General features: G+C 75.4%; 24 protein-coding genes. 22 read left to right on the top strand and 2 right to left on the bottom strand.

Translation table 11 applies throughout. From position 1 onward, the window contains the following. Positions 1-33: 33 nt before the first annotated feature. A complete protein-coding gene (locus tag ACQP60_RS14215; RefSeq protein WP_429733852.1) occupies positions 34-1095 on the bottom strand; it encodes a zinc-binding dehydrogenase in 1062 nt (353 codons plus the stop codon). Positions 1096-1195: 100 nt separating this feature from the next. After that, complete coding sequence (locus ACQP60_RS14210; RefSeq protein ID WP_416344998.1) at positions 1196-1696, bottom strand: inorganic diphosphatase; 501 nt, start codon at positions 1694-1696, stop codon at positions 1196-1198. A 247-nt stretch (positions 1697-1943) separates the two neighbouring features. On the opposite strand from ACQP60_RS14210, the gene dacB reads away from it, so the two are divergent. The 22 genes from dacB (at position 1944) to ACQP60_RS14100 (ending at position 24910) form a co-directional block, all read left to right on the top strand. Beyond that, the gene (dacB, locus tag ACQP60_RS14205; RefSeq protein ID WP_429733848.1) at positions 1944-3356 is read left to right on the top strand and encodes a D-alanyl-D-alanine carboxypeptidase/D-alanyl-D-alanine endopeptidase; all 1413 of its coding nucleotides are present in this window, start codon (positions 1944-1946) and stop codon (positions 3354-3356) included. Positions 3357-3400: 44 nt separating this feature from the next. After that, positions 3401-4498, top strand: coding sequence for a zinc-dependent metalloprotease (locus tag ACQP60_RS14200; RefSeq protein ID WP_429733845.1), 1098 nt, complete (start codon positions 3401-3403; stop codon positions 4496-4498). A gap of 13 nt (positions 4499-4511) precedes the next feature. After that, positions 4512-5696 carry a tRNA lysidine(34) synthetase TilS gene (gene tilS, locus ACQP60_RS14195; RefSeq protein ID WP_429733842.1) on the top strand — a complete coding sequence of 395 codons (1185 nt, stop codon included), beginning with the start codon at positions 4512-4514 and terminating at the stop codon, positions 5694-5696. Between the two features lie 2 nt (positions 5697-5698). Continuing rightward, the gene (gene hpt / locus ACQP60_RS14190) at positions 5699-6250 is read left to right on the top strand and encodes a hypoxanthine phosphoribosyltransferase (RefSeq protein WP_429733839.1); all 552 of its coding nucleotides are present in this window, start codon (positions 5699-5701) and stop codon (positions 6248-6250) included. Positions 6251-6374: 124 nt separating this feature from the next. Beyond that, positions 6375-8447, top strand: coding sequence for an ATP-dependent zinc metalloprotease FtsH (ftsH, locus tag ACQP60_RS14185; protein WP_429733836.1), 2073 nt, complete (start codon positions 6375-6377; stop codon positions 8445-8447). A gap of 23 nt (positions 8448-8470) precedes the next feature. Beyond that, the gene (gene folE / locus ACQP60_RS14180) at positions 8471-9058 is read left to right on the top strand and encodes a GTP cyclohydrolase I FolE (RefSeq protein ID WP_429733833.1); all 588 of its coding nucleotides are present in this window, start codon (positions 8471-8473) and stop codon (positions 9056-9058) included. 7 nt (positions 9059-9065) lie between these two features. Beyond that, a complete protein-coding gene (gene folP, locus ACQP60_RS14175) occupies positions 9066-10040 on the top strand; it encodes a dihydropteroate synthase (RefSeq protein ID WP_429733830.1) in 975 nt (324 codons plus the stop codon). Continuing rightward, a complete protein-coding gene (gene folK, locus ACQP60_RS14170; RefSeq protein WP_429733828.1) occupies positions 10037-12010 on the top strand; it encodes a 2-amino-4-hydroxy-6-hydroxymethyldihydropteridine diphosphokinase in 1974 nt (657 codons plus the stop codon). The genes folP and folK overlap by 4 nt, the downstream gene beginning before the upstream one ends. 1 nt (position 12011) lies before the next feature. Then, positions 12012-12500: a DUF3180 domain-containing protein gene (locus tag ACQP60_RS14165; RefSeq protein ID WP_429733825.1), complete on the top strand. Its 489-nt coding sequence runs from the start codon at positions 12012-12014 to the stop codon at positions 12498-12500. A 38-nt stretch (positions 12501-12538) separates the two neighbouring features. After that, complete coding sequence (locus ACQP60_RS14160; RefSeq protein ID WP_429733822.1) at positions 12539-13063, top strand: PH domain-containing protein; 525 nt, start codon at positions 12539-12541, stop codon at positions 13061-13063. Next, on the top strand, positions 13060-14616 hold the full coding sequence (locus tag ACQP60_RS14155; RefSeq protein ID WP_429733819.1) for a PH domain-containing protein: 1557 nt from the start codon (positions 13060-13062) through the stop codon (positions 14614-14616). The genes ACQP60_RS14160 and ACQP60_RS14155 overlap by 4 nt, the downstream gene beginning before the upstream one ends. Further along, entirely contained in the window at positions 14613-15578 is a 966-nt protein-coding gene (locus ACQP60_RS14150) for a Rossmann-like and DUF2520 domain-containing protein (protein ID WP_429733816.1), read from the top strand. Before ACQP60_RS14155 ends, ACQP60_RS14150 begins: the two co-directional genes overlap by 4 nt. Beyond that, positions 15575-16507 carry a pantoate--beta-alanine ligase gene (gene panC, locus ACQP60_RS14145; RefSeq protein WP_429733809.1) on the top strand — a complete coding sequence of 311 codons (933 nt, stop codon included), beginning with the start codon at positions 15575-15577 and terminating at the stop codon, positions 16505-16507. The genes ACQP60_RS14150 and panC overlap by 4 nt, the downstream gene beginning before the upstream one ends. A 34-nt stretch (positions 16508-16541) precedes the next feature. Further along, positions 16542-16955, top strand: coding sequence for an aspartate 1-decarboxylase (gene panD, locus ACQP60_RS14140; protein WP_429734367.1), 414 nt, complete (start codon positions 16542-16544; stop codon positions 16953-16955). A 19-nt stretch (positions 16956-16974) separates the two neighbouring features. Then, on the top strand, positions 16975-18678 hold the full coding sequence (locus tag ACQP60_RS14135) for an L-aspartate oxidase (RefSeq protein WP_429733806.1): 1704 nt from the start codon (positions 16975-16977) through the stop codon (positions 18676-18678). 56 nt (positions 18679-18734) lie between these two features. Continuing rightward, positions 18735-19655: a carboxylating nicotinate-nucleotide diphosphorylase gene (gene nadC / locus ACQP60_RS14130; protein ID WP_429734365.1), complete on the top strand. Its 921-nt coding sequence runs from the start codon at positions 18735-18737 to the stop codon at positions 19653-19655. Between the two features lie 133 nt (positions 19656-19788). Beyond that, positions 19789-21249: a lysine--tRNA ligase gene (gene lysS / locus ACQP60_RS14125; RefSeq protein ID WP_429734363.1), complete on the top strand. Its 1461-nt coding sequence runs from the start codon at positions 19789-19791 to the stop codon at positions 21247-21249. 14 nt (positions 21250-21263) lie between these two features. Then, the gene (locus ACQP60_RS14120; protein ID WP_429733803.1) at positions 21264-21440 is read left to right on the top strand and encodes a hypothetical protein; all 177 of its coding nucleotides are present in this window, start codon (positions 21264-21266) and stop codon (positions 21438-21440) included. Positions 21441-21545: 105 nt separating this feature from the next. Further along, complete coding sequence (locus tag ACQP60_RS14115) at positions 21546-21881, top strand: histone-like nucleoid-structuring protein Lsr2 (protein WP_429733800.1); 336 nt, start codon at positions 21546-21548, stop codon at positions 21879-21881. A gap of 96 nt (positions 21882-21977) precedes the next feature. Further along, positions 21978-23069, top strand: a complete 1092-nt coding sequence (locus ACQP60_RS14110; protein WP_429733798.1) for a lactonase family protein — start codon at positions 21978-21980, stop codon at positions 23067-23069. Further along, positions 23069-24412 carry a D-inositol-3-phosphate glycosyltransferase gene (gene mshA, locus ACQP60_RS14105; RefSeq protein WP_429733795.1) on the top strand — a complete coding sequence of 448 codons (1344 nt, stop codon included), beginning with the start codon at positions 23069-23071 and terminating at the stop codon, positions 24410-24412. The genes ACQP60_RS14110 and mshA overlap by 1 nt, the downstream gene beginning before the upstream one ends. Positions 24413-24469: 57 nt before the next feature. Then, on the top strand, positions 24470-24910 hold the full coding sequence (locus tag ACQP60_RS14100; RefSeq protein ID WP_429733792.1) for a nitroreductase family deazaflavin-dependent oxidoreductase: 441 nt from the start codon (positions 24470-24472) through the stop codon (positions 24908-24910). The last annotated feature ends 78 nt before the right edge of the window (positions 24911-24988 follow it).

Here is a 24988-nt window from a genome sequence, read left to right as displayed (position 1 = left end):
CCGCTCACACCATCGGGGCCGCAGCAGGCCGGGTCAGGGGCGCAGCAGCACCTTGGTGGCGCGGCGCTCGTCCATCGCGGCGTAGGCCTCGCCGACGTCCCCGAGCGGGAGCTCCAGGTCGAACACCTTGCCGGGCACGATCGCGCCGGACAGGACGTCGGGCAGCAGCGTCTCCATGTAGCGGCGGGCGGAGGCCATGCCGCCGCCGATGGTGACGTTGCGGTCGAACAGGCGCCGCACGCTCAGCTCGGGGCCCCCGTTCGGCACGCCGACGAAGCCGACGCGCCCGCCGCCGCGCACGACGTCGAGCGCCGTGTCCATGGACTGCTTGGTGCCGACGCACTCGAGCGCCGCGTCGGCCAGGTCGCCGTCGAGCAGGTCGCGCACGGCCGCGAGGCCCTCCTCGCCGCGCTCGGCGACGACGTCGGTGGCGCCGAACTCGCGCGCCAGGGCGGCCCGGTCGTCGTGCCGGCTCATCGCGACGATCCGCTCCGCGCCGAGCAGGCGCGCGCCGATCACGCCGGACAGCCCGACGGCGCCGTCGCCGACCACGACGACGGTGTCGCCCGCGGAGACGCCCGCGGAGAACGCCGCGTGGTACCCGGTGGACATGACGTCGGCGAGGGTGAGCAGGTGCGGCACGAGGCCCGCCGCCTCGAGCTCGGCCTCCGGCCGGCCCACGGGGAACAGGGAGTGCTGCGCGAGCGGGATCCGCACGCGCTCGCCCTGCGCGCCGTCCACCGGGTTCCCCCAGCGGTCCGTGGAGCCGAAGCCGGTGACGAGGTCGCAGGCGGCGGGGTAGCCGGCGCGGCACGACTGGCACTCCCCGCAGCTCATGGTGAACGGCAGGATCACGAAGTCGCCGACCTGCGCCGACGTCACGTCGGAGCCCAGCTCCTCGACCACACCCACCAGCTCGTGCCCGATGGGGCGCGGCCGCCTCACGGTCGTGACGCCGCGGTAGGGCCACAGGTCGGAGCCGCACACACAGGCGGCGACGACGCGGACCACCGCGTCGCCGGGGGTCAGGACGGTCGGGTCGGGACGGTCCTCGACGCGGACGTCGCGGGGCCCGTGGATGACGGCTGCACGCATGGGCCCCACGGTAGACGGACGCGGGCCGTCGGCGTCACCACCGGGGACGACGACGGCGCCGCACCTCGCAGGGTGCGGCGCCGTCGCGGGGCCCGGACGGTCAGTGACCGTCGTAGTAGCCGGTGTCCTTGGCGCGCTGGAACGAGCGCTCGATCTCGGCCTCGGCGTCGGCGCGGCCCACCCAGTGGGCGCCCTCGACGGACTTGCCGGGCTCGAGGTCCTTGTAGACCTCGAAGAAGTGCTGGATCTCCAGGCGGTGGAAGTCGGAGACGTCGTCGATGTCCTGCCGCCAGGCGGCGCGCTGGTCGCCGAGGGGGACGCAGAGCACCTTGTCGTCGCCGCCGGCCTCGTCGCGCATGCGGAACATGCCGAGCGCGCGGCAGCGGATCAGGCAGCCGGGGAACGTGGGCTCCTCCAGCAGCACGAGCGCGTCCAGCGGGTCGCCGTCCTCGCCGAGGGTGCCCTCGATGAACCCGTAGTCGTCCGGGTAGCGGGTCGAGGTGAAGAGCATGCGGTCGAGGCGGATGCGACCGGTCTCGTGGTCGACCTCGTACTTGTTCCGCTGGCCCTTCGGGATCTCGATCGTGACGTCGAACTCCACTGTTCCTCCATGCTCGGGACGTGCTCGGGGAGATGCTTCGGACATGCTCGGTGCGGGCATGCTCGGTGCGGACGCCCTGTCAAAGTGTGCCATGCGCGAGCGTGCCCGCCTGGTGCGGTGCGGCGGCGCCGCGGGGCGGACGGACGTGGGAAGATACGCACGGAGCGCGCCACGGGACCCGGGCTGTGACGATGCTCACTGGGCTCACGGACGGCTCACGGACGGCTCACGGGCGCGGGAGGACGAGATGGGGTGGCGGGCCAGCGTCGGCGCCACCGTCACGACGGTCGTCGTGCTCTTCGGCGGCTATCTCGTGGCGGACGCCCTCGACGTCGTCCCGGGCATGCTCACCACCGCGCCGCCGCCCGCGCCGGCGGCCCCCTTCCCGACGGCGCCCGGCGCCACCACCGGGCCCACGCCCGAGCGGTCGCTGCCCGACCTGCCCTCCGACGCGCCGGAGCCCGCGAGGTCCGCCGTCGGCAAGCTCGTCACGGGGCTGGCGAAGGACGACCGCCTGGGCAAGCGGGTCGGCGCGGTCGTCGTGGACGCGGCGTCCGGCGAGACGCTCGCGACGGCCGCGCCGGACCGGCCGATGATCCCCGCCTCCACGCAGAAGCTCTTCACCGCCGTGGCCACGCTCGCCGGCCCGGGCGGCGACACGACGCTCCCGACGACGGTGGTGCTCGACGACGAGTCCCACCTCGTGCTCGTGGGCGGCGGCGACATGATGCTCGCGGCGGGCGCCGGCGACCCCGACGAGGTGAACGGGCGCGCGGGCCTCGCCGACCTCGCGGAGCAGGTGTCCGCGCAGGTGCTCGACGCCGGGCAGGACACGGTGACCCTCGGCCTCGACGACAGCCTGTTCTCCGGCCCGGCCGTGCCCGCCGAGGTGCCCGCCGCGGACGTCAAGGACGGCTACACGGCGCCGGTGGCCGCGCTGGCGGTCGACGTCGCGCGGAAGACCGACGAGGAGTACGCGCCGCGGCAGAAGGACCCGGCGATGGCGGCCGCCCGCACGTTCGTGAAGGCCCTGGAGAAGCGGGGCGTCACCGTGCGGGGCGAGGTCGCGCGCGAGGAGGCGCCGGAGGGCGCGCGCGAGGTCGGCCGGGTCGAGTCGGCGCCGCTGCGCGACGTCGTCGGGGACGTGCTGCGCCGGTCGGACAACACCCTCACCGAGGTGCTGGGGCGGATCGTGGCGATCGACGCGGGCCAGCCCGGCACGGGAGCCGCCGCGATCAAGGCCGTGATCGCGCAGGTCGAGGAGCTCGGCGTCGACATGGACGGAGCGAAGCTCGTGGACCTGTCCGGGCTGGGCCGCGGGTCGCGGGCGACGCCCGCCCAGCTCGCCGCGGTGCTGACGCTCGCCGTCGACCCCGACCACCCGGAGCTGCGCGACGTCGCCGACGGGCTCGCCGTCGCGGGGCTCAACGGCACCCTGCACGACCGCTACCCGAAGTCCAACCCCGGCCGCGGCTACGTCAACGGCAAGACGGGGAGCCTGCCGAAGGTCACCGGCCTGGCCGGCACCGTGGTCACGGCCGACGACCGCATGCTCGTGTTCGTCACGCTCGCGGACACGGTGCCCGAGGGCGGGTCGTACGGCGCCCGGGTGATCTTCGACAACTTCGCGGGGAAGCTCGCCGACTGCGGCTGCCGCTGACCGACGTCGCCGATGCGGTGCCCGGCGGTGGTTACCGTGGTCCCGTGACCACGCCAGCCCCCGCCGCCGAGCCCCTGCTGGACTGGACGTCGGCGGCGCAGATCGCCGCGCGGCTCGCGCGGCCGGGCGCCACGGCCCCCCGCGACGACCTCGACGCGCTGGTCGCCGGGCTGCGCGCCGCGGCCGGGGACGCCGTCGGGCACGTGCTCGAGGTCACGGGCATGACGCCGGCGACGCCGCGCGCGGCGGGCGCGCTCGGCGACGTGCACGTCGTGGACCGGGCGGGCTGGACCCGCGCCAACGCGCAGTCGATGCGGGCGATGACCGACCCCGTGATGGCGGCCGTCGCGGCGGACGTGCCGCCCACGACGGCCGCGGCGCGGCTGGCCGGCGCCGCGGAGGTCGGGGGCCTGCTCGCGCTGCTGTCGGGGCGGGTGCTGGGCCAGTTCGACCCGTACGGGGCGGGCCACGCGCCGGGGCACGGCCGGCTGCTGCTCGTGGCCCCCAACGTGCTCCAGGTGGAGCGCGCGCTCGCGCTGCGCCCCCGGGACTTCCGCCTCTGGGTGTGCCTGCACGAGCAGACGCACGCCCTCCAGTTCGCCGCCGCGCCGTGGCTCGCCGACCATCTGGTGGGGCGCGTCGGGGACCTGATGAGCGGCGTCACGCGCAGCTCGGTCGCGATGGCGCGCGCCCCGCTGCGGGAGAAGGCGGCCGTCGTGGGGCGCACCGTGCTGCGGGCGGTGCGCGGCGAGCTCGTCACCCCCCTCGACGGGATCCTCGGCCCCGAGCAGCGGCGCGAGCTCGAGGAGATCACCGCCGTCATGGCCCTGCTCGAGGGGCACGCCGACGTGATGATGGACGCCGTCGGGCCGCGCGTCGTGCGCTCGGTGCGCACCATCCGCGCCCGGTTCGAGAAGCGGCGCGACGGCGAGGGCGCGCCCGCGCTCGACGTCGTGCTGCGCCGGGTGCTCGGCATGGACGCCAAGCTCGCCCAGTACCGCGACGGCGCCGCGTTCGTGCGGGCCGTCGAGGAGCGGGTCGGCCGCGACGGGCTCAACGCCGTCTGGTCCGAGCCCGACCACCTGCCCTCCGCCCGCGAGATCGCCGACCCGCGCGCCTGGGTGCGGCGCGTGCACGGCTGAGACCGGGGACGACGTGGCCCGCGTCGACCCGGCGCTCGCGTCGGCCCGCACGGCCGTGCGGGCCGAGCTCGGCGACCTCGCCCGCGGAGACGCGAACGGGCCCGGCGGCCTGGGTCCGGGCGGCCTCGTGCTCGTCGCGTGCTCCGGCGGCGCCGACAGCCTGGCGCTCGCCGCCGCCGCCGCGCTCGAGGCCCCGCGCGTGGGCCGGTCGGTGCGCTCGGCCGGGTTCGCGGTCCGGGTCGGGGCGGTGGTCGTGGACCACGGGATGCAGGCGGGCTCCGACGCCGTGGCGGCGACGGCGGCCGCGCGGTGCCGCGACCTCGGGCTCGACCCGGTGCTGGTGCGTCGCGTGCGGGTGGACGACGGACCGGGCGCGGCCGGGCCCGAGGGTGCGGCCCGGGACGCGCGGTACGCCGCGCTCGACGCCGCCGCGGACGAGACCGGGGCGGTCGCCGTCCTGCTGGGCCACACGCTCGACGACCAGGCGGAGTCGGTGCTGCTCGGGCTGGCGCGGGGGAGCGGGGCGCGCTCGCTGGCGGGGATGCCCCGCCGACGGGGCCGTTACCGCCGGCCGTTCCTCGGCCTGCGCCGCGCCCAGACCGAGGCGGTCTGCGCCGCCGTCGGCGTGGACTTCTGGACCGACCCCACCAACCTGCTGCCCGCGGCGGACGTCGACCGCGTCGCCGCGCCCGCCCGCACCCGCGTGCGCGGCGCCGTCGTGCCGGTGCTGGAGGACGCGCTGGGGCCGGGCGTCGTCGAGGCGCTGGCGCGCACGGCCGACCAGCTGCGCGCGGACGCCGACGCGCTCGACGCCCTGGCCGCCGACCTGCTCGCCGCCGCGACCGTCGCCGGCGCGGACCCGGGACCCGCTGCGGTCCGCCGGGCGCCCGACGGCCGTCTGGTGCTCGACGTCGGCCCGCTCGCGGCGGCGCACGCCGCGCTGCGTCGTCGTGCCCTGCGCGCCGCGGCGCTCGCCGTCGGCTGCCCGCGCGGCACGACGACGGCGCGTCACGTGGACGCCCTCGACGCGCTCGTCGTCTCGTGGCGTGGGCAGGGAACCGTCCACCTGCCGGGCGACGCCCGAGCGCTCCGCGCGTGTGGCAGGCTCTACCTGCACCCCGCCGCCGACGCGCCTCCCGCGACGCTGCCGGCGCGGGCGGCGCACCCTCCAGCCCCAACCCCGCCCCTCGAGGAGTGACCGTGGACCAGTCGGACGTCGAAGGCGATCTCGCCAACATCCTGCTCACCGAGGAGCAGATCGGCAGCAAGCTCGACGAGATCGCCGGGCGGATCGACGCGGACTACGCGGGCCAGGACCTGCTGCTCGTCGGCGTGCTCAAGGGCGCCGTCATGGTCATGGCGGACCTCGCGCGCCGCCTCCACCACCCGGTGCAGATGGACTGGATGGCCGTGTCGTCGTACGGGTCGGGCACCAAGTCGTCCGGCGTCGTGCGCATCCTCAAGGACCTCGACGCCGACCTCACCGGCCGCAACGTGCTCATCGTCGAGGACGTCATCGACTCCGGGCTCACCCTCTCGTGGCTCGTCGCGAACCTGCGCTCCCGCGGCCCGGCGTCGGTGGAGATCGCGACCATGCTCCGCAAGCCCGACGCCGCGAAGGTGGACGTCGACGTGCGCTACGTCGGCTTCGACATCCCGAACGAGTTCGTCGTCGGCTACGGGCTCGACTACGCCGAGAAGTACCGCAACCTGCCGTTCGTCGGCACGCTCGCGCCGCACGTCTACAGCTGACCGGCAGCCGAGGAGCGGCGTCGCGCCCTGGGCGAACACCCACGGTTCGTCCACACTCGGCGTGTAGCGTCGTGAACCACACGTTGCCCGACGGAAGGGAAGCGGGGAACCGTCCCCGTCGCCGATGAACATCAAGAAGATCCTGAGCGGCCCGATCATCTGGATCGTGGTCGGCCTGCTGCTCGTCTCGCTGGCCTTCAGCGCGTTCAACACCGAGCGGGTGTCGCGGATCGAGACCTCGCAGGGGCTCGAGCTGCTCGCCGGCGACACGGTCGACCACGCCCTCGTCGTGGACGGGGAGCAGCGCGTCGAGCTGGACCTCAGCGAGAAGTACGTCACCGGTGCGGGCACCGAGAGCGAGCAGGACCACGGCACGAAGGTCGAGTTCTTCTACGTGGCGCCGCAGGGCGACACGGTGGCGACCGCCGTCGAGAAGGCCGACCTCCCGAAGGGCTTCGACTCCGAGGTGCCGCAGCCGAGCTTCTGGAGCTCGATGCTCGGCTTCCTCATCCCGTTCCTCATCATCGGCGTGGTCTTCTGGTTCATCCTGTCGCGGATGCAGGGCGGCGGGCGCAACGGCGTCATGGGCTTCGGCAAGTCCAAGGCCAAGCTCATCAGCAAGGACATGCCGCAGGTGACGTTCGCCGACGTCGCGGGCGTGGACGAGGCGGTCGAGGAGCTCCACGAGATCAAGGAGTTCCTCGAGGACCCGGCCAAGTTCCAGGCCGTGGGCGCCAAGATCCCCAAGGGCGTGCTGCTGTACGGCCCGCCCGGAACGGGCAAGACGCTCCTCGCGCGCGCCGTCGCGGGCGAGGCGGGCGTGCCGTTCTACTCGATCTCCGGGTCGGACTTCGTCGAGATGTTCGTCGGCGTGGGCGCGTCCCGCGTGCGCGACCTGTTCGAGCAGGCGAAGAACAACGCGCCCGCGATCATCTTCGTGGACGAGATCGACGCCGTCGGCCGCCACCGCGGCGCCGGCATGGGCGGCGGGCACGACGAGCGCGAGCAGACGCTGAACCAGATGCTCGTCGAGATGGACGGCTTCGACGTCAAGACGAACGTCATCCTCATCGCGGCCACCAACCGCCCCGACATCCTCGACCCGGCGCTGCTGCGCCCGGGCCGCTTCGACCGCCAGGTGGCCGTCGAGGCCCCGGACCTCAAGGGCCGCGAGCACATCCTCAAGGTGCACGCGCAGGGCAAGCCGATGGTCGACTCGATCGACCTGGCCGCCGTCGCGCGCCGCACCCCCGGCTTCACGGGTGCCGACCTGGCGAACGTCCTCAACGAGGCCGCGCTGCTCACCGCGCGCAGCGGCGCCCAGCTCATCGACGACCGTGCGCTGGACGAGGCGATCGACCGCGTCATCGCCGGCCCGCAGAAGCGCACCCGCGTGATGAAGGTCAAGGAGCAGAAGATCACCGCGTACCACGAGGGCGGTCACGCCCTGGTCGCGGCGGCGATGCGCTACACGGACCCCGTCACCAAGGTGACGATCCTGCCGCGGGGCCGGGCCCTCGGCTACACGATGGTCATGCCGATGGAGGACAAGTACTCCACCACCCGCAACGAGCTGCTCGACCAGCTCGCGTACGCGATGGGTGGCCGCGTGGCCGAGGAGATCGTCTTCCACGACCCGACCACGGGCGCGAGCAACGACATCGAGAAGGCCACCGCCACCGCCCGCAAGATGGTCACCGAGTACGGCATGAGCGAGAAGGTCGGCGCCATCAAGCTCGGCAGCGGGTCCGGCGAGCCGTTCCTGGGCCGCGACATGGGCCACCAGCGCGACTACTCCGAGGCCGTCGCCGGCACCGTGGACCACGAGGTGCGCAAGCTCGTCGAGGCCGCGCACGACGAGGCGTGGGAGGTGCTCACCCAGTACCGCGACGTGCTCGACGACCTCGTGCTGCGCCTGCTGGAGAAGGAGACGCTCAACCAGGCGGAGCTCGCCGAGGTCTTCGCTCCCGTCGTCAAGCGCGAGCCGCGCGACGTGTGGCTGTCCAGCGAGCAGCGCACCGTGCACACCCGCGGCCCGATCATGACGGACGCCGAGCGCGCCGCCGCCAACGGCAACGGCCAGGCCGTCGTGCCGCAGGACGAGGCCGCCGTCGTGGGCAACGAGAGCGACCTGCGGGAGGCCGGCCCCGGTCTCGGCAGCGACAGCGAGCCGCCGGCGGCGGGGGACAACCGGTGACCGACCCGGTGACTGACCTGGGGATGCGGGCTGCCGCAGACGTGCCGCCGTACGACTCCGCCCGCGCGGAGGCCGCGGTCCGCGAGCTGCTGCTCGCGGTCGGCGAGGACCCGGACCGCGAGGGCCTCAAGGAGACGCCGGCCCGCGTGGCCCGCGCCTACCAGGAGATCTTCGCGGGGCTCCGCCAGGAGCCGGAGGACGTGCTCACCACGACCTTCGACCTCGGCCACGAGGAGATGGTGCTCGTCCGCGACATCGAGGTGTACTCGACGTGCGAGCACCACCTCGTGCCGTTCCACGGCGTCGCGCACGTGGGCTACATCCCCAACACCGACGGCCGGATCACGGGCCTGTCGAAGCTGGCGCGGCTCGTCGAGGTGTACGCCCGGCGCCCGCAGGTGCAGGAGCGACTCACGACGCAGGTCGCCGACGCGCTGGTGCGCATCCTCGAGCCGCGCGGCGTGCTGGTCGTGGTGGAGTGCGAGCACCTGTGCATGTCCATGCGCGGGGTGCGCAAGCCCGGCTCGCGGACCGTCACGTCGGCGGTGCGCGGCATCATGCAGAACGCGACCACGCGCGCGGAGGCCATGAGCCTCATCACGGGACGGTGACCCGGGCATGACGGCGCACCCGCGCGACGCGGTGGTCGCCGGGCTCCCGGAGCTGTCCGGCGTGGGCCGGTGCCTGGTCATGGGCGTCGTGAACATCACGCCCGACTCGTTCTCCGACGGCGGCCGCTGGTTCGACGCCGACGCGGGCGTGCGGCACGGCCTCGACCTGCTGGCCGAGGGAGCCGAGATCCTCGACGTGGGCGGCGAGTCCACCCGCCCCGGCGCGGCGCGCGTGGACGAGGCGGAGGAGCTGCGTCGCGTGGTCCCCGTCATCGAGCGCCTCGCGGCCCACGGCGCGGTCGTGTCGGTGGACACGACGCGCGCGTCGGTCGCCGAGGCGGCCGTCGCGGCCGGCGCCCGGATCGTCAACGACGTCTCGGGCAGCTACGCGGACCCGCGCATGGGGCACGTGGTGGCGGAGACGGGCGTGGCGTACGTCGCGATGCACTGGCGTGGCCACGCGGACGTCATGGACAGCCTCGAGGTGTACGACGACGTCGTCGCGGAGGTGCGCGACGAGCTCGCGGCCCGCATGGACGCGCTGGTCGCGGTGGGGGTGGACCCGGAGCAGCTCGTGCTCGACCCGGGCCTGGGGTTCTCGAAGGCCGGGGTGCTGAACTGGCCGATCCTCGCGCACCTGGACGCCCTGCACTCCCTCGGGCGACCAGTCCTCGTGGGCGCGTCGCGCAAACGCTTCCTCGGGCACCTGCTCGAGGGCACGCGCGGCCTGCCCGCCGACGAGCCCGCGCCGCCGCTGGAGCGCGACGACGCCACCGCCGCCATCTCCGCGCTGTCCGCCGCCGCGGGCGCATGGGCGGTGCGGGTGCACGCCGTCCGGGCCAGCGCGGACGCCGTCCGGGTCGCGGACGCCTGGACGTCGGCGTCCCGCGACGTGTTGGATGCCGGGATGACCGCACCGGCGCACCACATCCGCGCCGCGGGCGGAGCAGGAACCGCCGCTGATGAGGAGGGCCCCTCGTGACGTTCGCCGCAGCCGTACCAGGACCGGACGGACAGCCGCTCGACCAGATCCGCCTCGCCGGCGTCACGGCGACGGGGCGCCACGGGGTGCTCGCGCACGAGCGCGCCGACGGCCAGGTCTTCAGCGCGGACGTCGTGCTGCACCTGGACACCCGTGCCGCCGCGTCGTCGGACGACCTCGGGCGGACCGTGAGCTACGCGGACGTCGCCCAGGACGTGCACGACGTGCTCGCCGGCTCCCCGGTCGACCTCGTGGAGACGGTCGCCGAGCGGATCGCCGCCGTGGTGCTGAGCCACGAGGCCGTGCAGGCGGTCGACGTCCGCGTGCACAAGCCGCAGGCGCCCATCCCGGTGCCGTTCGACGACGTCGCGATCGTCGTGCGCCGCGACCGTGCGCGCCCGCCCGTGGTCGACGCCGCCCCGGCGGCCGAGCCGGAGGCGGCCGCCGTGCCCGCCCCGCCCGTCGTCCCGCTCGAGCCGGCCGAGCAGGCGCAGCCGGCCGAGGTGCACGCGCCCGTCCCGCCGGCGCCCGTCCCCGCCGCGGTGCCGGTCGAGGTCGCCGTGCCCGCCGAGGCGCCCGCTCCGCAGCCCCCCGCGGACCCGCTGGACGCCACCCCCGCCGAGCCCGTCGACGCCGTCCTCGCGCTCGGCGCGAACCTCGGGGACGCGCAGGTCACCCTGCGCCAGGCCGTGACGGACGTGGACCGGCTGCCGGGCGTGCAGGTCATGGAGGTCTCGCCGCTCGCGCGCACCGCCGCCGTCGGCGGGCCGGAGCAGCCCGACTACCTCAACGCCGTGCTCGTCGTGCGCACCACGCTGTCGCCGCGCGACCTGCTGCGCAGCACCCAGCAGGTCGAGGCTCAGCACGGCCGCGTCCGCGAGGAGCGCTGGGGTCCCCGCACGCTCGACGTCGACATCGTGCAGTACGGCTCGCTCGTCGCGGGCGCGCCCGACCTCGAGCTGCCGCACCCCCGGGCGAAGGAGAGGGCCTTCGTGCTCGTGCCGTGGGCCGAGGTCGCCCCGGACGCGCTGCTCGGCGGCCCGGGCGGCGGCCCCGTCGGGCAGCTCGCGGTCACGGCCCCCGACCGCGCCGGCATCCGCTGGCTCGCGCTCGACTGGCTGACCGGGCCCACCCAGAGCACCGGCCAGGTCTCCGCAGCGTCGGCCGACGCCGCGCCGTCGGCCCCGGTGCCGCAGTCCGAGCCCGCGCCCCAGCCGGCGCCGGAGCCCGCCGACGACGCCCAGGCGCCGTACGCCCCCGAGGCCTACGCGGGGGAGGCGTACACCTCGGAGCCCTACACGCCGGAGACCTACAGCCCCGAGGCGTACACGCCGGAGACGTACGCCGCCGAGCCCCACGCCGCGCCCGCGTCTCCCGCCGAGCCTCCGTCGGCCGGCAGCCCGGCCCCCGAGCAGTACACGCCGGAGCAGTACGCGCCCGAGCAGCACCAGCCGGAGCCGTACCTGCCGGTGCCCCAGGCGGCCGAGCCGCCGGTCGTGGAGCCGCCGCTGGTCGAGCCGCCCGCCGAGCCGGCGGCCCCGGAGCCGCGCCGCGAGGACCCGCCCGCACCGGACGCGCGCGCCGTCGTGCCCGACCCGTTCGGGCCCGACCCGGACCAGCCGGTCATGCCGCGCCCGTTCGCGCCCGTCGGGTCGCCCCCGCCGGCCGTCACGCCGCTGCCCCCGGAGCCGCGCGACGACGCCCCGGAGCCCCCGCAGGCGCCGCCGGCCAGCCCGTTCCCCGCGCCGGCCGACCCGTCGGAGCGGCCGTCGGGCCCGACGGCGCCGCCCGCGGTGTCGTCGTTCGCGCCGCCGGCGCCCGTGCCCCACGAGCCGGTGCCGCCGGCCCCCGCGCCCGTCGCCGACCTGCCCGCCTACCCGGACCCGTTCGCCCCGCTGCCGGAGGCGCACCCGGGCCGGCTGCCCGGTCTCGCCGGCCCGCAGGAGCGGTTCGGGGAGGACGGTCGCTGAGATGCGCCGTACCTCGGTCCGCCTGCTCGCCGCCGTCGCCGCCGTGGTGGCGGTCGGCGGCGCCGGGCTGCTGCGGCTGCTCGAGTCGCGCGGCGTCTACCTGCCCACGGTCGCGTGGGTCGAGGACGTCGCGATGCTCGCGCTGGCGGGCGTCATCTTCTGGATGGGCTGGGCGGTGCGCGCCTACCAGAAGGGGGATCGCCCGGACCTCGACCCGATGCGCGCGGCCCGCACGTTCGTGCTGGCCAAGGCCGGGGCGCTGACGGGGGCGCTGCTCGCCGGGCGGTACGTCGCGAGCGTGCTCGTCGTCCTGGGGCAGCTGCAGATCGAGGCGCGCCGCGACCAGGCGGTCGCCGCCGGCATCGCGGCGGCGTGCGCGGTGGTGCTGTGCGTGGTGGGGCTGGTCGTGGAGAAGTTCTGCCAGCTGCCGCCGTCCGATGACACCGACGGCGGGGACACCGAGGAGCACGCGGACCCGCTGCCGTCGTGACCCGCGGCCCCCGGCGCCCGGATGGAAGGATGGACCCCATGACCAGCATCCCGGCGGGCGCGGACCCGTCGATCACGCGGCCGTCCGGTCCCTTCGACCCGCCCGGCGTCACGTGGCAGGGCGTGTCTCCGCGGCTCGTGCCGGCGCGGCTCATCTCGACGTCGGTGACCCTCGCCGTGCCGATCGTCGCGGGCGTCGTGCTCGGCGTCCTGGTCTCGCCGTGGTTCTGGCTGCTCGCCGGGGTCCCGGCCGCGCTGCTGGTGTGGGCGCTGCTGCTCGTGCCGCGCCAGGTCCGCGCGATCGGGTACGCGGAGCGCGACGACGACCTGCTGATCCGCAAGGGGATCATGTTCCGCACCCTCGTCGTCGTGCCCTACGGCCGCATGCAGTACGTGGACGTGGAGGCGGGCCCGCTGGACCGCAAGCTCGGCATCGCGAAGGTGCAGCTGCACACCGCGTCGGCCAGCACCGACGCCGACATCCCCGGCCTCGTGCCCGACGAGGCCGAGCGCCTGCGTGACCGCCTCACCGCGCGCGGCGAGGCGAGGCTGGCGGGCCTGTGAGCGAGCCGACGCGCGAGCCCCGCCACGAGCAGGACTGGCATCGCGTCCACCCGGTCACGCCGTTCGTGCGCGGCTGGGCGGCCGTGGTGGCGATCCTCGTCATCGGTGGCCAGCAGGTGCTCGACGACGTGGCGAACGCGGTCAGGGCGGTCGACTCGATCCGCAGCCTGTGGTGGGTGGTGCTCCTCGGGCTGGTGGTGCTCGTCGCGATCATCTTCGGTTACGCGGCCCTGGCCTGGCGGATGACGGCGTACGCGGTGGACGACGACGCCGTGCGCCTGCGCAAGGGCATCCTGTTCCGCCAGCAGCGGCACGCCCGCCTCGACCGGTTGCAGGCGATCGACGTGCGGCAGCCCCTGCTGGCCCGGCTGTTCGGGCTGGCGGAGCTGCGGCTGGAGGTGGCGGGCGGCTCCGACTCGGGCGTGGCGATCGGCTTCCTCAAGGAGGCGGACGCGCAGCGCCTGCGGGCGGACCTGCTCGCGCGCGCGGCGGGCGTGAAGGCGGCCCGGCGCACCGACGCGTCGGGAGCGCAGCCCACCGGGGCGCACCAGGCGCCCGGCACGTCGTCGGCTCCCGCGGAGCCCGCGGACGCCCCGCCCGCCGGGGTGGGCGAGGGGGCGGACCGGCCGCTCGACGACGTCGTCCCCGAGGCGCCGGAGCGGCAGGTGTACGAGGTGCCGGCGACGCGCCTGCTGCTGTCGTTGCTGCGGATGCCGGGGGTGTGGATCGGCGTCCTCGTGCTGGTCGGCGTCGGGGTGGCGGTGGCCGTCACCCGCGAGCTGAGCATCCTGTTCTCCGCGCTGCCCGCGATCCTGGGCGTCGGCGGGTACATCTTCCAGCGGTTCGCGGGCGAGTTCGGCTTCCGGGCCGCGCTGTCACCGGACGGCATCCGGCTGCGGCACGGACTGCTGGAGACCCGCGCGCAGACGATCCCGCCGGGCCGCGTGCAGGCCGTGTCGCTCACGCAGGGCCCGCTGTGGCGCGGGCCGGACTGGTGGCGCGTCAAGGTCAACGTGGCCGGCTACGGCGGCGGCGAGGGGCAGCAGCAGGGGGAGCAGCAGCACGTGCTGCTGCCGGTCGGCCCGCGGGAGGAGGCGCTCACGGCGCTGTGGCTCGTGCTGCCCGACCTCGAGGTCGAGAACCCCGACGACACGCTGGCGCTGCTCGACGAGGCCCTCACCGGCGACGCCCGCACCGACCGCTGGTTCGTCACCAGCCCGCGCCGCGCCCGCCTGCTCGACCCGTGGAGCTGGCGCCGCAACGGCTACGCGGTCACGGGCCGCGCCCTGCTGGCGCGCGGGGGCCGCTTCGTGCGCTCGCTCGAGGTGGTGCCGCACGAGCGCACCCAGTCCCTCGGCATCGAGCAGGGGCCGTGGCAGCGGCGCCGCGGCCTCGCGTCGTTCACGCTGCACTCGACGCCGGGCCCGATCAGCCCGGCCGTCCACCACCTCGCCGAGGACGAGGCCGCGCGCCTGCTCGCGGAGCAGTCCGCGCGGGCCCGCGCCGCTCGCGCCCACGCGGGGCCGGAGCGCTGGATGGAGGCCGGGCGATGAGCCGGCCCGGCCGCCTCGGCGTCGGCGTCGTGGGCGCCGGCCGGGTGGGCGCGGTGCTGGGCAGCGCGCTGCGCGCGGCGGGCCACACGGTGGTCGGGGCGAGCGGGGTCAGCGAGGAGTCGCGCGAGCGGATCGCGACCCTCCTGCCCGGCGTCCCGCACCTCGAGGTGACCGACGTCGTGGAGCGCGCCGAGATGGTGCTGCTCGCGGTGCCCGACGACGCGCTCGCGGAGGTCGTGAGCGGCCTGGCGGCGCTCGGCGCGTGGCAGCCCGGGCAGCTCGTCGTGCACACGTCCGGGCGCTACGGCGTGGCCGTGCTCGACCCGGCGCGCAAGGCCGGAGCCATCCCCGTGGCGCTGCACCCTGCGATGACGTTCACGGGCACGTCGCTCGACCTGCACCGCCTGGAGGGCTGCACGTTCGCGGTCACGGCGCCGGCCGCCGTGCAGCCGATCGGCCAGGCGCTCGTCGTCGAGGTCGGTGGGGAGCCGGTGATCGTCGCCGAGGAGGCCCGGGGGCTCTACCACGCGGCCCTCGCGCACGGCGCCAACCACCTCGTGGTGCTGGTGGCCCAGTCCGCCCAGGCGCTCGCGGCGGCCGGCGTCGAGCAGCCGGGCCGGGCGCTCGCGCCGCTCCTGTCCGCCGCGCTCGACGGCGCGACGCGCGCCGCCGACGTGGCCGACGGCCCCGGCGCGATCACCGCCCTCACCGGCCCGGTGTCGCGCGGCGACGTCGGCACGGTGCGCACGCACCTCGACGCGCTGCGGGCGCTGGCGGCCGGGACCGGCGCCACCGACGTGCCGGCGTCGTACACCGAGCTGTCGCGCGGCGCGACGAGCCGTGCGCTCGCGGCCCACCGCATCGACGACCGCGCGGCCCGGGAGCTGCTCGACGCCCTCGCACCGCCGCCCGCGTCCCACCCCGACGACCCGCCCTCTGCCGATCCTCAGGAGCCCCGATGACCACCACCCCGCACGCGCCCGCCGTCGTGAGCACCCGGGCGGACCTGCACGACGCGCTGGGATCGTGGACGCTGTCCGGCCCGGAGCCGACGGACCGCCGCGCCGTCGTCATGACGATGGGCGCGCTGCACGAGGGGCACCTGGAGCTGGTGCGGCAGGCCCGCGAGGCCGCCGGCCCCACCGGCCAGGTCATCGTGACGATCTTCGTCAACCCGCTGCAGTTCGGGGCGGGGGAGGACCTGGACCGCTACCCGCGCGACCTGGACGGCGACGTCGCGAAGCTGGCGAGCGTCGGCGCGGACGTGGTCTTCGCGCCCACGCCGGACGTCGTCTACCCCGACGGCGACCCGATCGTGCGGGTGTCGGCGGGCCGCATCGGCGAGGTGCTGGAGGGCGAGTCGCGCCCCGGTCACCTCGACGGCGTGCTCACCGTGGTGCTCAAGCTCATGCACCTCACGCGGCCCGACGTCGCCCTCTTCGGGGAGAAGGACGCCCAGCAGCTGCTGGCCGTGCGCCGCATGGTGCGCGACCTGGACGTAGACGTCGAGGTGCTCGGCGTGCCGATCGTGCGCGACGCCGACGGGCTCGCGCTGTCCTCGCGCAACGCCTACCTGTCGGACGACGAGCGGGCCTCGGCGCTCGCGCTCTCGAGGGCCCTGCGAGCGGGTGCGGACGCCGCCGCCGAGGGGGCGGAGGCGGTCGTCGGGGCCGCCTCGGGAATCCTGGACGGGGCGGCGGGCGTTGAGGTGGATTACCTCGCACTCGTCGACCCGACTACCGTGGACCCGGTGCCCGCGGACTTCCGCGGCCCCGCCCTCCTCCTCGTGGCGGCGCGTACGGGCGCCACCCGACTGATCGACAACCAGGCCGTGGACCTCGCCGGCATCCCCGCCGGCACCCTGGATCCACAGGAGAACGCCAGTGACTGAGCACGCGAACCGCCCCGCCTCCCTGCAGCGGCCGATGATGATCGGCAAGATCCATCGCGCCACGGTGACGCAGGCGGACCTGCACTACGTCGGCTCGATCACCATCGACGCCGACCTCCTCGACGCGGCCGACCTCTACCCGGGGCAGCAGGTCGACGTGGTGGACGTCACCAACGGCGCCCGCCTCACGACCTACGTCATCCCGGGCGAGCGCGGCGGCCGCCAGGTGAGCATCAACGGTGCGGCCGCGCACCTGGTGCACCCCGGGGACACGGTCATCGTCATCGCCTACGGCACGATGTCGGACGCCGACGCGCGCACGTACTCGCCGGCCGTCGTCTTCGTCGACCCGGAGAACCGGATCGTCGAGCTCGACGACGACCCGGGCCAGGTGCCCGACGGCTTCGGCCTGGAGTCCAGCGGCGTGCCCTTCGCGGCCGTCCGGTGACGCCCCCGGTGAACCGTCCGTGACCGGGCCGCGGCTGGCCCGCGCCCTCGCCGCCCCCGCCCCCGGCTGGACGACGGCGGCCGACGCGATCGTCGTCGGCACCGGCATCGCCGGGCTGACCGCGGCGCTGGAGCTGCGCTCGCGCGTGCCGCGGGTGCTGCTGGTCACCAAGGGCGCGCTGTCGTCGGGCTCGACGGTGTGGGCGCAGGGCGGCATCGCCGCGGCGCTGCACCCCGACGACACCCCCGACGCGCACCTCACCGACACGCTGGCGGCCGGCGGCGGGCTGAGCGACCCCGCGGCCGTGCGGGTGCTGGTCGACGAGGGCCCGGACCGGGTGCGCGAGCTGGTGGCCCGCGGCACGGCGTTCGACGTCGGCCCGGACGGCGGCATCGCCCTCACCCGCGAGGGCGGGCACCGGGCCGACCGCATCGCGCACGCCGGCGGCGACGCGACCGGGGCCGAGATCTCCCGCGCGCTGATCGCGCAGATCGAGGCGGTGCGCGACGACCCGGGCATCGAGGTGCTCGAGAACGCGCTGGTGCTCGACGTCCTCACCGGCGCCCCGGGCCCGGACGGCCGCCGGTCGGTCGCCGGCGTCACCCTGCACGTGCGCGGCGCCGGCAGCCGCGACGGCGTCGGCGCCGCGCTGGCGCCGGTCGTGGTGCTGGCGACGGGCGGCATCGGCCAGGTGTTCCGCTCGTCGACCAACCCGCCCGGCGCGACCGGGGACGGCATCGCCGCCGCCCTGCGCGCGGGCGCGTCCGTGGGCGACCTGGAGTTCGTCCAGTTCCACCCCACCGTGCTGTGGCAGGGCATGGGGGCCAAGGGGCAGCTGCCGCTCATCAGCGAGGCCGTGCGCGGCGAGGGCGCGCTGCTCCTCGACGTCGACGGCTTCCGTTTCATGCCGGCCGAGCACGAGCTCGCCGAGCTGGCGCCGCGGGACGTCGTCGCGCACGCCATCGTGCGACGGATGGCCGCGACGAGCGCCGACCACGTGCTGCTGGACGCCCGCCACCTCGGCGCCGGGTTCCTGCGCCGCCGCTTCCCGACCATCACCGCCCGCCTGCTGGCGCAGGGCATCGACTGGACCGAGGAGCCGGTGCCGGTGGCACCCGCGCAGCACTACCACTCGGGCGGCGTCGTCACCGACCCTCGTGGACGCACCTCGGTACCCGGCCTGTACGCGGTCGGAGAGGTGGCGTGCACCGGCGTGCACGGTGCCAACCGGCTCGCCTCCAACTCCCTGCTCGAGGGCCTGGTCTTCGCGCACCGCGCCGCGCGCGACGTCGTGCGGCAGGTGGCCGACGGCGGGCCGGGGCGTGCGCCCGAGCCCGAGGAGCGCCCGGGGGGAGCGGCGCTCGTCGCGGCCGCCGCCCGGTCGCGCGTGCAGCGCGCGACGTCGGACGGCGCGGGCCCCGTGCGGTCGGCCGAGTCGCTGGAGCGCGCCGCGCAGGCGCTCGCCGGGGTCCGGACGGACGCCCACCGCGCGGCCGACGTCGTCGCCGACCCGCAGGTCGCCGAGTGGGAGACCACCACCGTCCACCAGGTCGCCAGCGCGCTGGTGCACGCCGCCCGGGTGCGCGAGGAGTCCCGCGGCGGGCACTTCCGCACCGACTTCCCCGTGCCGGACCCGGCCTGGCAGCGCCGCGTCACGCTCGGCCTCGACGAGGACGGCACCCTCCGCGAGGTCGCGGCCGAGGCGGTCCTGCCCGCGCGGTAGCGTTGCGCAGCGTGACCGACCTGCACCGCGACCGCTCCCGTGACCTCGCGCGCGACCTGCCCGTGCACGACCAGCCGTCCGCCGTCGAGCCGGGGCTGGACGGCGCGTGGGTGGCGCGCGTCGTCGAGACCGCGCTGGACGAGGACCTCGGCGCGGCGCCCGGCCGCGACGTCACGACGCAGGCCACGGTGCCGGGGTCGACCACGGGCACCGCGGACCTCGTCGCCCGGTCGGCGGGCACGGTCGCGGGGCTCGTCGTCGTGGCGGAGGTGCTGCGTCAGGTCGCCGGCCGCCTCGGGCTCCCCGCGCCGTCGGTCACGTTCCACGCGCAGGACGGCGACGCCGTCGAGCCGGGGCAGGTGCTCGCGGCCCTCGCCGGGCCGGTGCAGGTGCTGCTCGTCGCGGAGCGGACGCTGCTCAACCTCGCCTCCCGCGCGTCGGGCGTCGCGACGGCGACGGCGGCGTGGTCGCGCGAGCTCGCCGGCACGGGTGCCCAGGTGCTCGACACCCGCAAGACGACGCCGGGCCTGCGCGCGCTGGAGAAGTACGCCGTGCGCGCGGGCGGCGGCACCAACAAGCGCATGGGCCTGCACGACGTCGCGATGGTCAAGGACAACCACGTGGTCGCGGCCGGCTCGGTGCGCGGCGCGATCGACGCCGTCCGCCGCACCTTCCCCGACGTCCTGGTGCAGGTCGAGGCCGACACGACCGCCCAGGCGATGGAGGCCCTCGACGCCGGCGCGGACTTCCTGCTCCTCGACAACATGCCCACGCCGGTCCTGGCCGCGACCGTCGCCGCCGTCCGCGAGCGGCAGGGGCACGACGGGGTGCCCGCGCACGTCGAGCTCGAGGCCACGGGCAACCTCACCCTCGACCGCGCCCGCGAGGTGGCCGGCACCGGCGTCGACTACCTGTCCGTCGGCGCCCTCACGCACTCCGCCCCGATCCTCGACCTGGCGCTCGACCTCCGCCCGTGATCCCGGCGTCGCGGCGTCGTGACCCCGTGCGACGCCGCCGCGCGGGTGTGACGCGCGTCGCCCGTAGAATCGACGGGTGACCTCCGCGCAGAACCCTGACCCCGCCGTGCCCGCCGACGACCTCCCGGAGCAGATGCGCGTGCGCCGGGAGAAGCGCGACCGGCTCCTGGAGCAGGGCGTGGAGCCGTATCCGGTCGGCCTGCCGATCAGCCACTCGATCGCGCAGGTGCGCGAGGGGTACGGGCACCTCGAGGCCGGCCAGGAGACGGACGACGTCGTCGGCGTGGCCGGCCGGGTCGTCTTCCTCCGCAACACGGGCAAGCTGTGCTTCGTCACGCTGCAGGACGGCGAGGGGCGGCGCCTCCAGGCGATGCTCAGCCTCAAGGAGGTCGGCGAGGAGTCGCTGGCGTCGTTCAAGGCCGACGTCGACCTGGGCGACCAGCTGTTCGTGCACGGCCGGGTGGGCTCCTCCCGCCGTGGCGAGCTGAGCGTGTTCGCCGACTCGTGGCGGATGGCGGCGAAGGCCCTGCGCCCGCTGCCGGTGCTGCACAAGGACCTGTCGGAAGAGGCGCGGGTCCGCCAGCGCTACGTCGACCTCATCGCGCGCCCCGCCGCCCGCGAGATGGTCCGCACGCGTGCGGGCGTCGTCCGCTCGATGCGCGACAACTTCCACGCGCGCGGCTTCCTCGAGATCGAGACGCCGATGCTGCAGACCATCGCGTCCGGCGCCTCCGCCCGCCCGTTCATGACGCACATGAACGCCTACGACATCGATCTCTTCCTGCGCATCGCGCCGGAGCTCTTCCTCAAGCGTGCGGTCGTCGGCGGTGTGGAGAAGGTCTTCGAGATCAACCGCAACTTCCGTAACGAGGGCGCGGACTCGACGCACTCGCCGGAGTTCGCGATGCTGGAGGCCTACGAGGCGTACGGCGACTACAACACGATCGGCGCTCTCACCCAGGATCTCGTGCAGAAGTCCGCGCTCGACGTCCTCGGTACCACCACGGTGACCCTTCCGGACGGCGAGGAGTACGACCTCGGCGGCGAATGGGCGCAGATCACGATGTACGGGTCCCTCTCCGAGGCGATCGGCGAGGAGATCACGCCCGAGACCACCGTCGAGCATCTTCTCGATCTCGCCGAGAAGGCCGAGATCTCGGTGGACCCGAAGAAGATCAACCACGGCAAGCTCGTCGAGGAGCTGTGGGAGCACCACGTGGGCGACGACCTCTACGCGCCGACGTTCGTGCGCGACTTCCCGGTCGAGACGTCGCCGCTGGTGCGTGCGCACCGCACCGTTCCCGGCGTCGTCGAGAAGTGGGACCTGTACGTGCGCGGCTTCGAGCTGGCCACGGGGTACTCCGAGCTCGTGGACCCCGTCGTGCAGCGGCAGCGCTTCGAGGACCAGGCGCGTCTCGCCGCCGCCGGCGACGACGAGGCCATGGCGCTCGACGAGGACTTCCTCACCGCGATGGAGCACGCGATGCCGCCGTCGGGCGGCATGGGCATGGGCGTCGACCGTCTCCTCATGGCGCTCACCGGGCTCGGAATCCGCGAGACCATCCTCTTCCCGCTCGTCAAGCCGACGGCCTGAACGAAAGTCATCCCATGGACACCTTTCTCGCGATCATGAGCGGGCTCGCCCCGTCGGTCGGTGTGGGCCTGCTGTTCTGGCTCGCCATGCGCAAGATCCTGCATGCGGACCGGAACGAGCGGATGGCGCTCGAGAGGATGGACGCGGAAGAAGCGGCCGCGGCTGCCGCGGCCGAAACGGAATCGCGCTGAATTCTTTTCGTGCGATGAGCCTTCGGCGCCGATTCGGATTGACAATCGGACGGCAAGAGGGGCATTCTCACTTCTGACCCGATATCGTGACCGAGGGGAATTCACGTGGTTCAGAAGCAGCAGATCGTCCTGATCGACGATATCGACGGTGGCGACGCCGACGAGACCGTCACGTTCGCGCTCGACGGCGTCTCGTACGAGATCGACCTCACGTCCAAGCACGCGGCCGAGCTCCGGGACGCGTTCGCCACCTGGATCGGGCACGGTCGTAAGACCACGACGCGCCTGGGCGGCGGCACGCGGAGCTCCGCCCGTCGCACCGGCACCGACCGCGCGCAGCTCGCCAAGATCCGCGAGTGGGCCCGCGACAACGGCCACAAGGTGAGCGACCGCGGCCGCATCCCCAGCTCCGTCCTCGAGGCCTACGAGGCCGCGCACTGACGCCTCGCGCCTGCAGCTCGCACGACCCCCGACCGGGCTCCGGTCGGGGGTCGTGCGCGTTCCGGGGCGTCGGTCGGGCGGTCATAGGCTGAGGCCATGACGGAACGGGACGCGCGGGCGCAGCTCTGGGTCGGCACCTACCCGCAGGCGGGCGGCGGCCCGGGCAGCGGGGAGAGCATCTGGCGGGTGGCGCTCGGTGCTGACGGCGCGGTGGAGGTGGCGACGCCGGCGGTGGCCGCCACGTCGCCGTCGTTCCTGGCCCTGCACCCGGGCGGGCGCACGCTGTACGCGGTGGGGGAGACCCCGGCGGGCACGCTCTCGGCGTTCCGGGTGGAGGACGACGGCGAGGCGGACGGCGTGCGGCTCGCGCCGTCGGGGTCGCTCGCGTCCGGCGGCGACGACCCGTGCCACGTCCTGGCCCTCGGCGACACCGTGTGGGTCGCGAACTACGGGGACGGTGTCGCCTCCTCCGTGGACGTCGACCCGGCGACGGGCGACCTCGCCGCGGAGGGCGTCGTCGCGCACCCCGGGGTGGGCAGCGGGCCCGTCGTCGAACGGCAGGCCGGCCCGCACGCGCACTTCGTGGCCCAGGCCGGGGACGACGTGCTGGTCTGCGACCTCGGTGCCGACGTCGTGCGCCGGTATCCCGCCGCCGGCGCGGACGCGGGCGCCGCGGCCGACGTCGCTGCCGTCCTGCCGCCCGGCACCGGGCCGCGCCACCTCGTCGCGCTTCCGGACGGCTCGCTCGTCGTCGTCGGTGAGCTCGACGCCCGCGCGCACGTGCTGGTGCGCGACGGCGACGGGTGGGCTCCCGCGGCGGCCGTGCCCGTCTCGCCGGCCGCGGAGGCGGGCCGCGACTTCCCCGCGCACGTCACGCTGAGCGCGGACGGCACCCGCCTGCACGTCGGCCTGCGCGGGGCGGACGTGCTCGCCGTGCTGCGGGTGGGCCAGGACGGCGCGACGCCGGTCCTCGAGCACCTCGCGGACGTCCCGCTGGGCGACGGCGCGTGGCCGCGGCACCACGCGGTGCTCGCGTCCGACAGCCCCGACGGCGCCGAGATCGTCGTCGTGGCGCTGCAGGGTCGCAGCGAGCTCGCGACGGTCCGGGCCGACCCTGCGACGGGCGCCGGCGAGGTGGTGGCGCGGTACGCGCTGCCGACGCCTCCCGCCTGCGTGCTGGAGTCCTGATGACCACCCCCGGCGAGCGGCCCGGCCCGCGCGTGGCGATGCTGTCGGTGCACACGTCGCCGCTCGACCAGCCCGGTACCGGCGACGCGGGCGGCATGAACGTCTACGTCATGGAGCTGGCCCGCGCCCTGGCCCGCCGGGGGGCGGAGATCGAGATCTTCACGCGCGCGACGGCGTCCGCGCAGCCGCGCTGGGTCGACGTCGAGCCCGGCATCCGTGTCGTGCACGTGGCCGCCGGCCCGTACGAGGGGCTCGACAAGAACGACCTGCCCGGCCAGCTCTGCGCCTTCACCGCGGGCGTCCTGCGTGCCGAGGCGCACCGCCCGCCGCACTGGTACGACGTCGTGCACAGCCACTACTGGCTGTCGGGGCAGGTGGGCTGGCTGGCCGCCGAGCGGTGGGACGTGCCGCTCGTGCACACCATGCACACGATGGCGCGCGTGAAGAACGCGGCGCTGGCGCCGGGCGACACCCCGGAGCCCGTGGGCCGGATCGTGGGGGAGGAGCAGGTGGTCGAGGCCGCCGACGGCCTCGTCGCCTCCACCCGGGAGGAGGCCCGCGACCTCGAGCAGGAGTACCGCGCCGACCCCGACCGGGTGCACGTGGTCGCGCCCGGCGTCGACCTCGACGTCTTCCGCCCGCTCGGGCCCGCCCCCGGGCAGGACGCCGACGACGCACGCCGCGAGCTGCGCGAGCGGCTCGGCCTGCCCACCGACCGGAAGATCGTGCTGTTCGCCGGCCGCGTCCAGCTCCTCAAGGGGCCGGACGTGCTGGTGCGCGCGCTCGGCGTGCTGGCCGACCACGCCAGCTCCGACGGCGCCGCCGAGCCCGAGGCGTGGTGCGACGGCGGCGGGTCGCGCGTGCCGACGCTGGTCGTCCTGGGGGGCGCCAGCGGCCGCGCGACGGCGGTGCGCGAGCTCGAGGCGCTCGCCCACCAGGTGGGCGTCACCGACCACCTCGACGTGCGGCCGCCGGTGCCGCGCGAAGAGCTCGTCGACTACCTGCGTGCAGCGGACGTCGTCGCGGTGCCGTCGCACAACGAGTCGTTCGGCCTGGTCGCCGCCGAGGCGCAGGCGGCGGGCACCCCCGTCGTCGCGGCCGCCGTGGGCGGGCTCCAGACCGTCGTCGTCGACGGGGCGTCCGGTGTCCTCGTGCCCGACCACAGCCCCTGGACCTGGGCGCGCGAGCTCGGCGACCTGCTCGCCGACGACGAGCGCCGCGCCCGCCTGGCCGCCGGTGCCCGCCGCGCGAGCGAGCGGTTCAGCTGGGACCGTGCCGCCGCGGCCATGCTCGACGTCTACGCCCAGGCGGCGAAGGTGCACCGGTCCCGATCGCTGAGGTAGTCGGGCCCGCGCGAGGTGGTCGGGAATGGATCGCCCGGGCACGGAATTACACGTGGCATGCCGATCACCGGAGAGTACGTCCCCAGCCCGTCCGCCCACGCCGCGAAGCAGGTCGAGCAGTACGAGAGCTCGGGCGGCACGAAGGGCACCACCATGCGCGGGATGCCCGTCGTGATCCTCACGACCGTCGGGGCCAAGACCGGCGCGCTGCGCAAGGCGCCGCTGATGCGCGTGGAGCACGAGGGCACGTACGCCGTCGTCGCGTCGCTGGGCGGGGCGCCGAAGCACCCGGTCTGGTACTACAACGTGCTGGCGAACCCGCGCGTGGAGCTGCAGGACGGCCCGGAGAAGCACGAGTACGTCGCGCGCGAGGTCACCGGCGACGAGAAGGCCCTGTGGTGGGAGCGGTCCGTCGCCGCGTACCCGGACTACGCCGACTACCAGCGCAAGACCGACCGCGAGATCCCCGTCTTCGTGCTCGAGCGCGCGGACTCCTGACCGGGCCACTCGATCCGGACGGCGTGAGTCCGGGATCCGACCCGCGGTGCGGGCGGCGCCGGGCAGCAGGCAGGATGG

Origin of the sequence: Isoptericola variabilis (assembly GCF_050311655.1) — a bacterium.
Classification (GTDB): domain Bacteria; phylum Actinomycetota; class Actinomycetes; order Actinomycetales; family Cellulomonadaceae; genus Isoptericola; species Isoptericola variabilis.
The sequence above is the reverse complement of the archived record's forward strand: the minus strand, read 5'-3'. Positions and strand labels throughout refer to the sequence as shown.

Bases quoted from the DNA above. Each gene is read 5' to 3' on its own strand.
- mshA (WP_429733795.1), top strand. From the start codon at position 23,069: ATGACCACCCCCGGCGAGCGGCCCGGCCCGCGCGTGGCGATGCTGTCG.
- ACQP60_RS14215 (WP_429733852.1), bottom strand. From the start codon at position 1,095: ATGCGTGCAGCCGTCATCCACGGGCCCCGCGACGTCCGCGTCGAGGAC.
- folP (WP_429733830.1), top strand. From the start codon at position 9,066: ATGACGGCGCACCCGCGCGACGCGGTGGTCGCCGGGCTCCCGGAGCTG.
- ACQP60_RS14110 (WP_429733798.1), top strand. From the start codon at position 21,978: ATGACGGAACGGGACGCGCGGGCGCAGCTCTGGGTCGGCACCTACCCG.
- ACQP60_RS14100 (WP_429733792.1), top strand. From the start codon at position 24,470: ATGCCGATCACCGGAGAGTACGTCCCCAGCCCGTCCGCCCACGCCGCG.
- ACQP60_RS14120 (WP_429733803.1), top strand. From the start codon at position 21,264: ATGGACACCTTTCTCGCGATCATGAGCGGGCTCGCCCCGTCGGTCGGT.
- lysS (WP_429734363.1), top strand. From the start codon at position 19,789: ATGCGCGTGCGCCGGGAGAAGCGCGACCGGCTCCTGGAGCAGGGCGTG.
- panC (WP_429733809.1), top strand. From the start codon at position 15,575: ATGACCACCACCCCGCACGCGCCCGCCGTCGTGAGCACCCGGGCGGAC.
- ACQP60_RS14165 (WP_429733825.1), top strand. From the start codon at position 12,012: ATGCGCCGTACCTCGGTCCGCCTGCTCGCCGCCGTCGCCGCCGTGGTG.
- folE (WP_429733833.1), top strand. From the start codon at position 8,471: ATGCGGGCTGCCGCAGACGTGCCGCCGTACGACTCCGCCCGCGCGGAG.
- dacB (WP_429733848.1), top strand. From the start codon at position 1,944: ATGGGGTGGCGGGCCAGCGTCGGCGCCACCGTCACGACGGTCGTCGTG.
- panD (WP_429734367.1), top strand. From the start codon at position 16,542: ATGATGATCGGCAAGATCCATCGCGCCACGGTGACGCAGGCGGACCTG.
- ACQP60_RS14160 (WP_429733822.1), top strand. From the start codon at position 12,539: ATGACCAGCATCCCGGCGGGCGCGGACCCGTCGATCACGCGGCCGTCC.
- ftsH (WP_429733836.1), top strand. From the start codon at position 6,375: ATGAACATCAAGAAGATCCTGAGCGGCCCGATCATCTGGATCGTGGTC.
- ACQP60_RS14150 (WP_429733816.1), top strand. From the start codon at position 14,613: ATGAGCCGGCCCGGCCGCCTCGGCGTCGGCGTCGTGGGCGCCGGCCGG.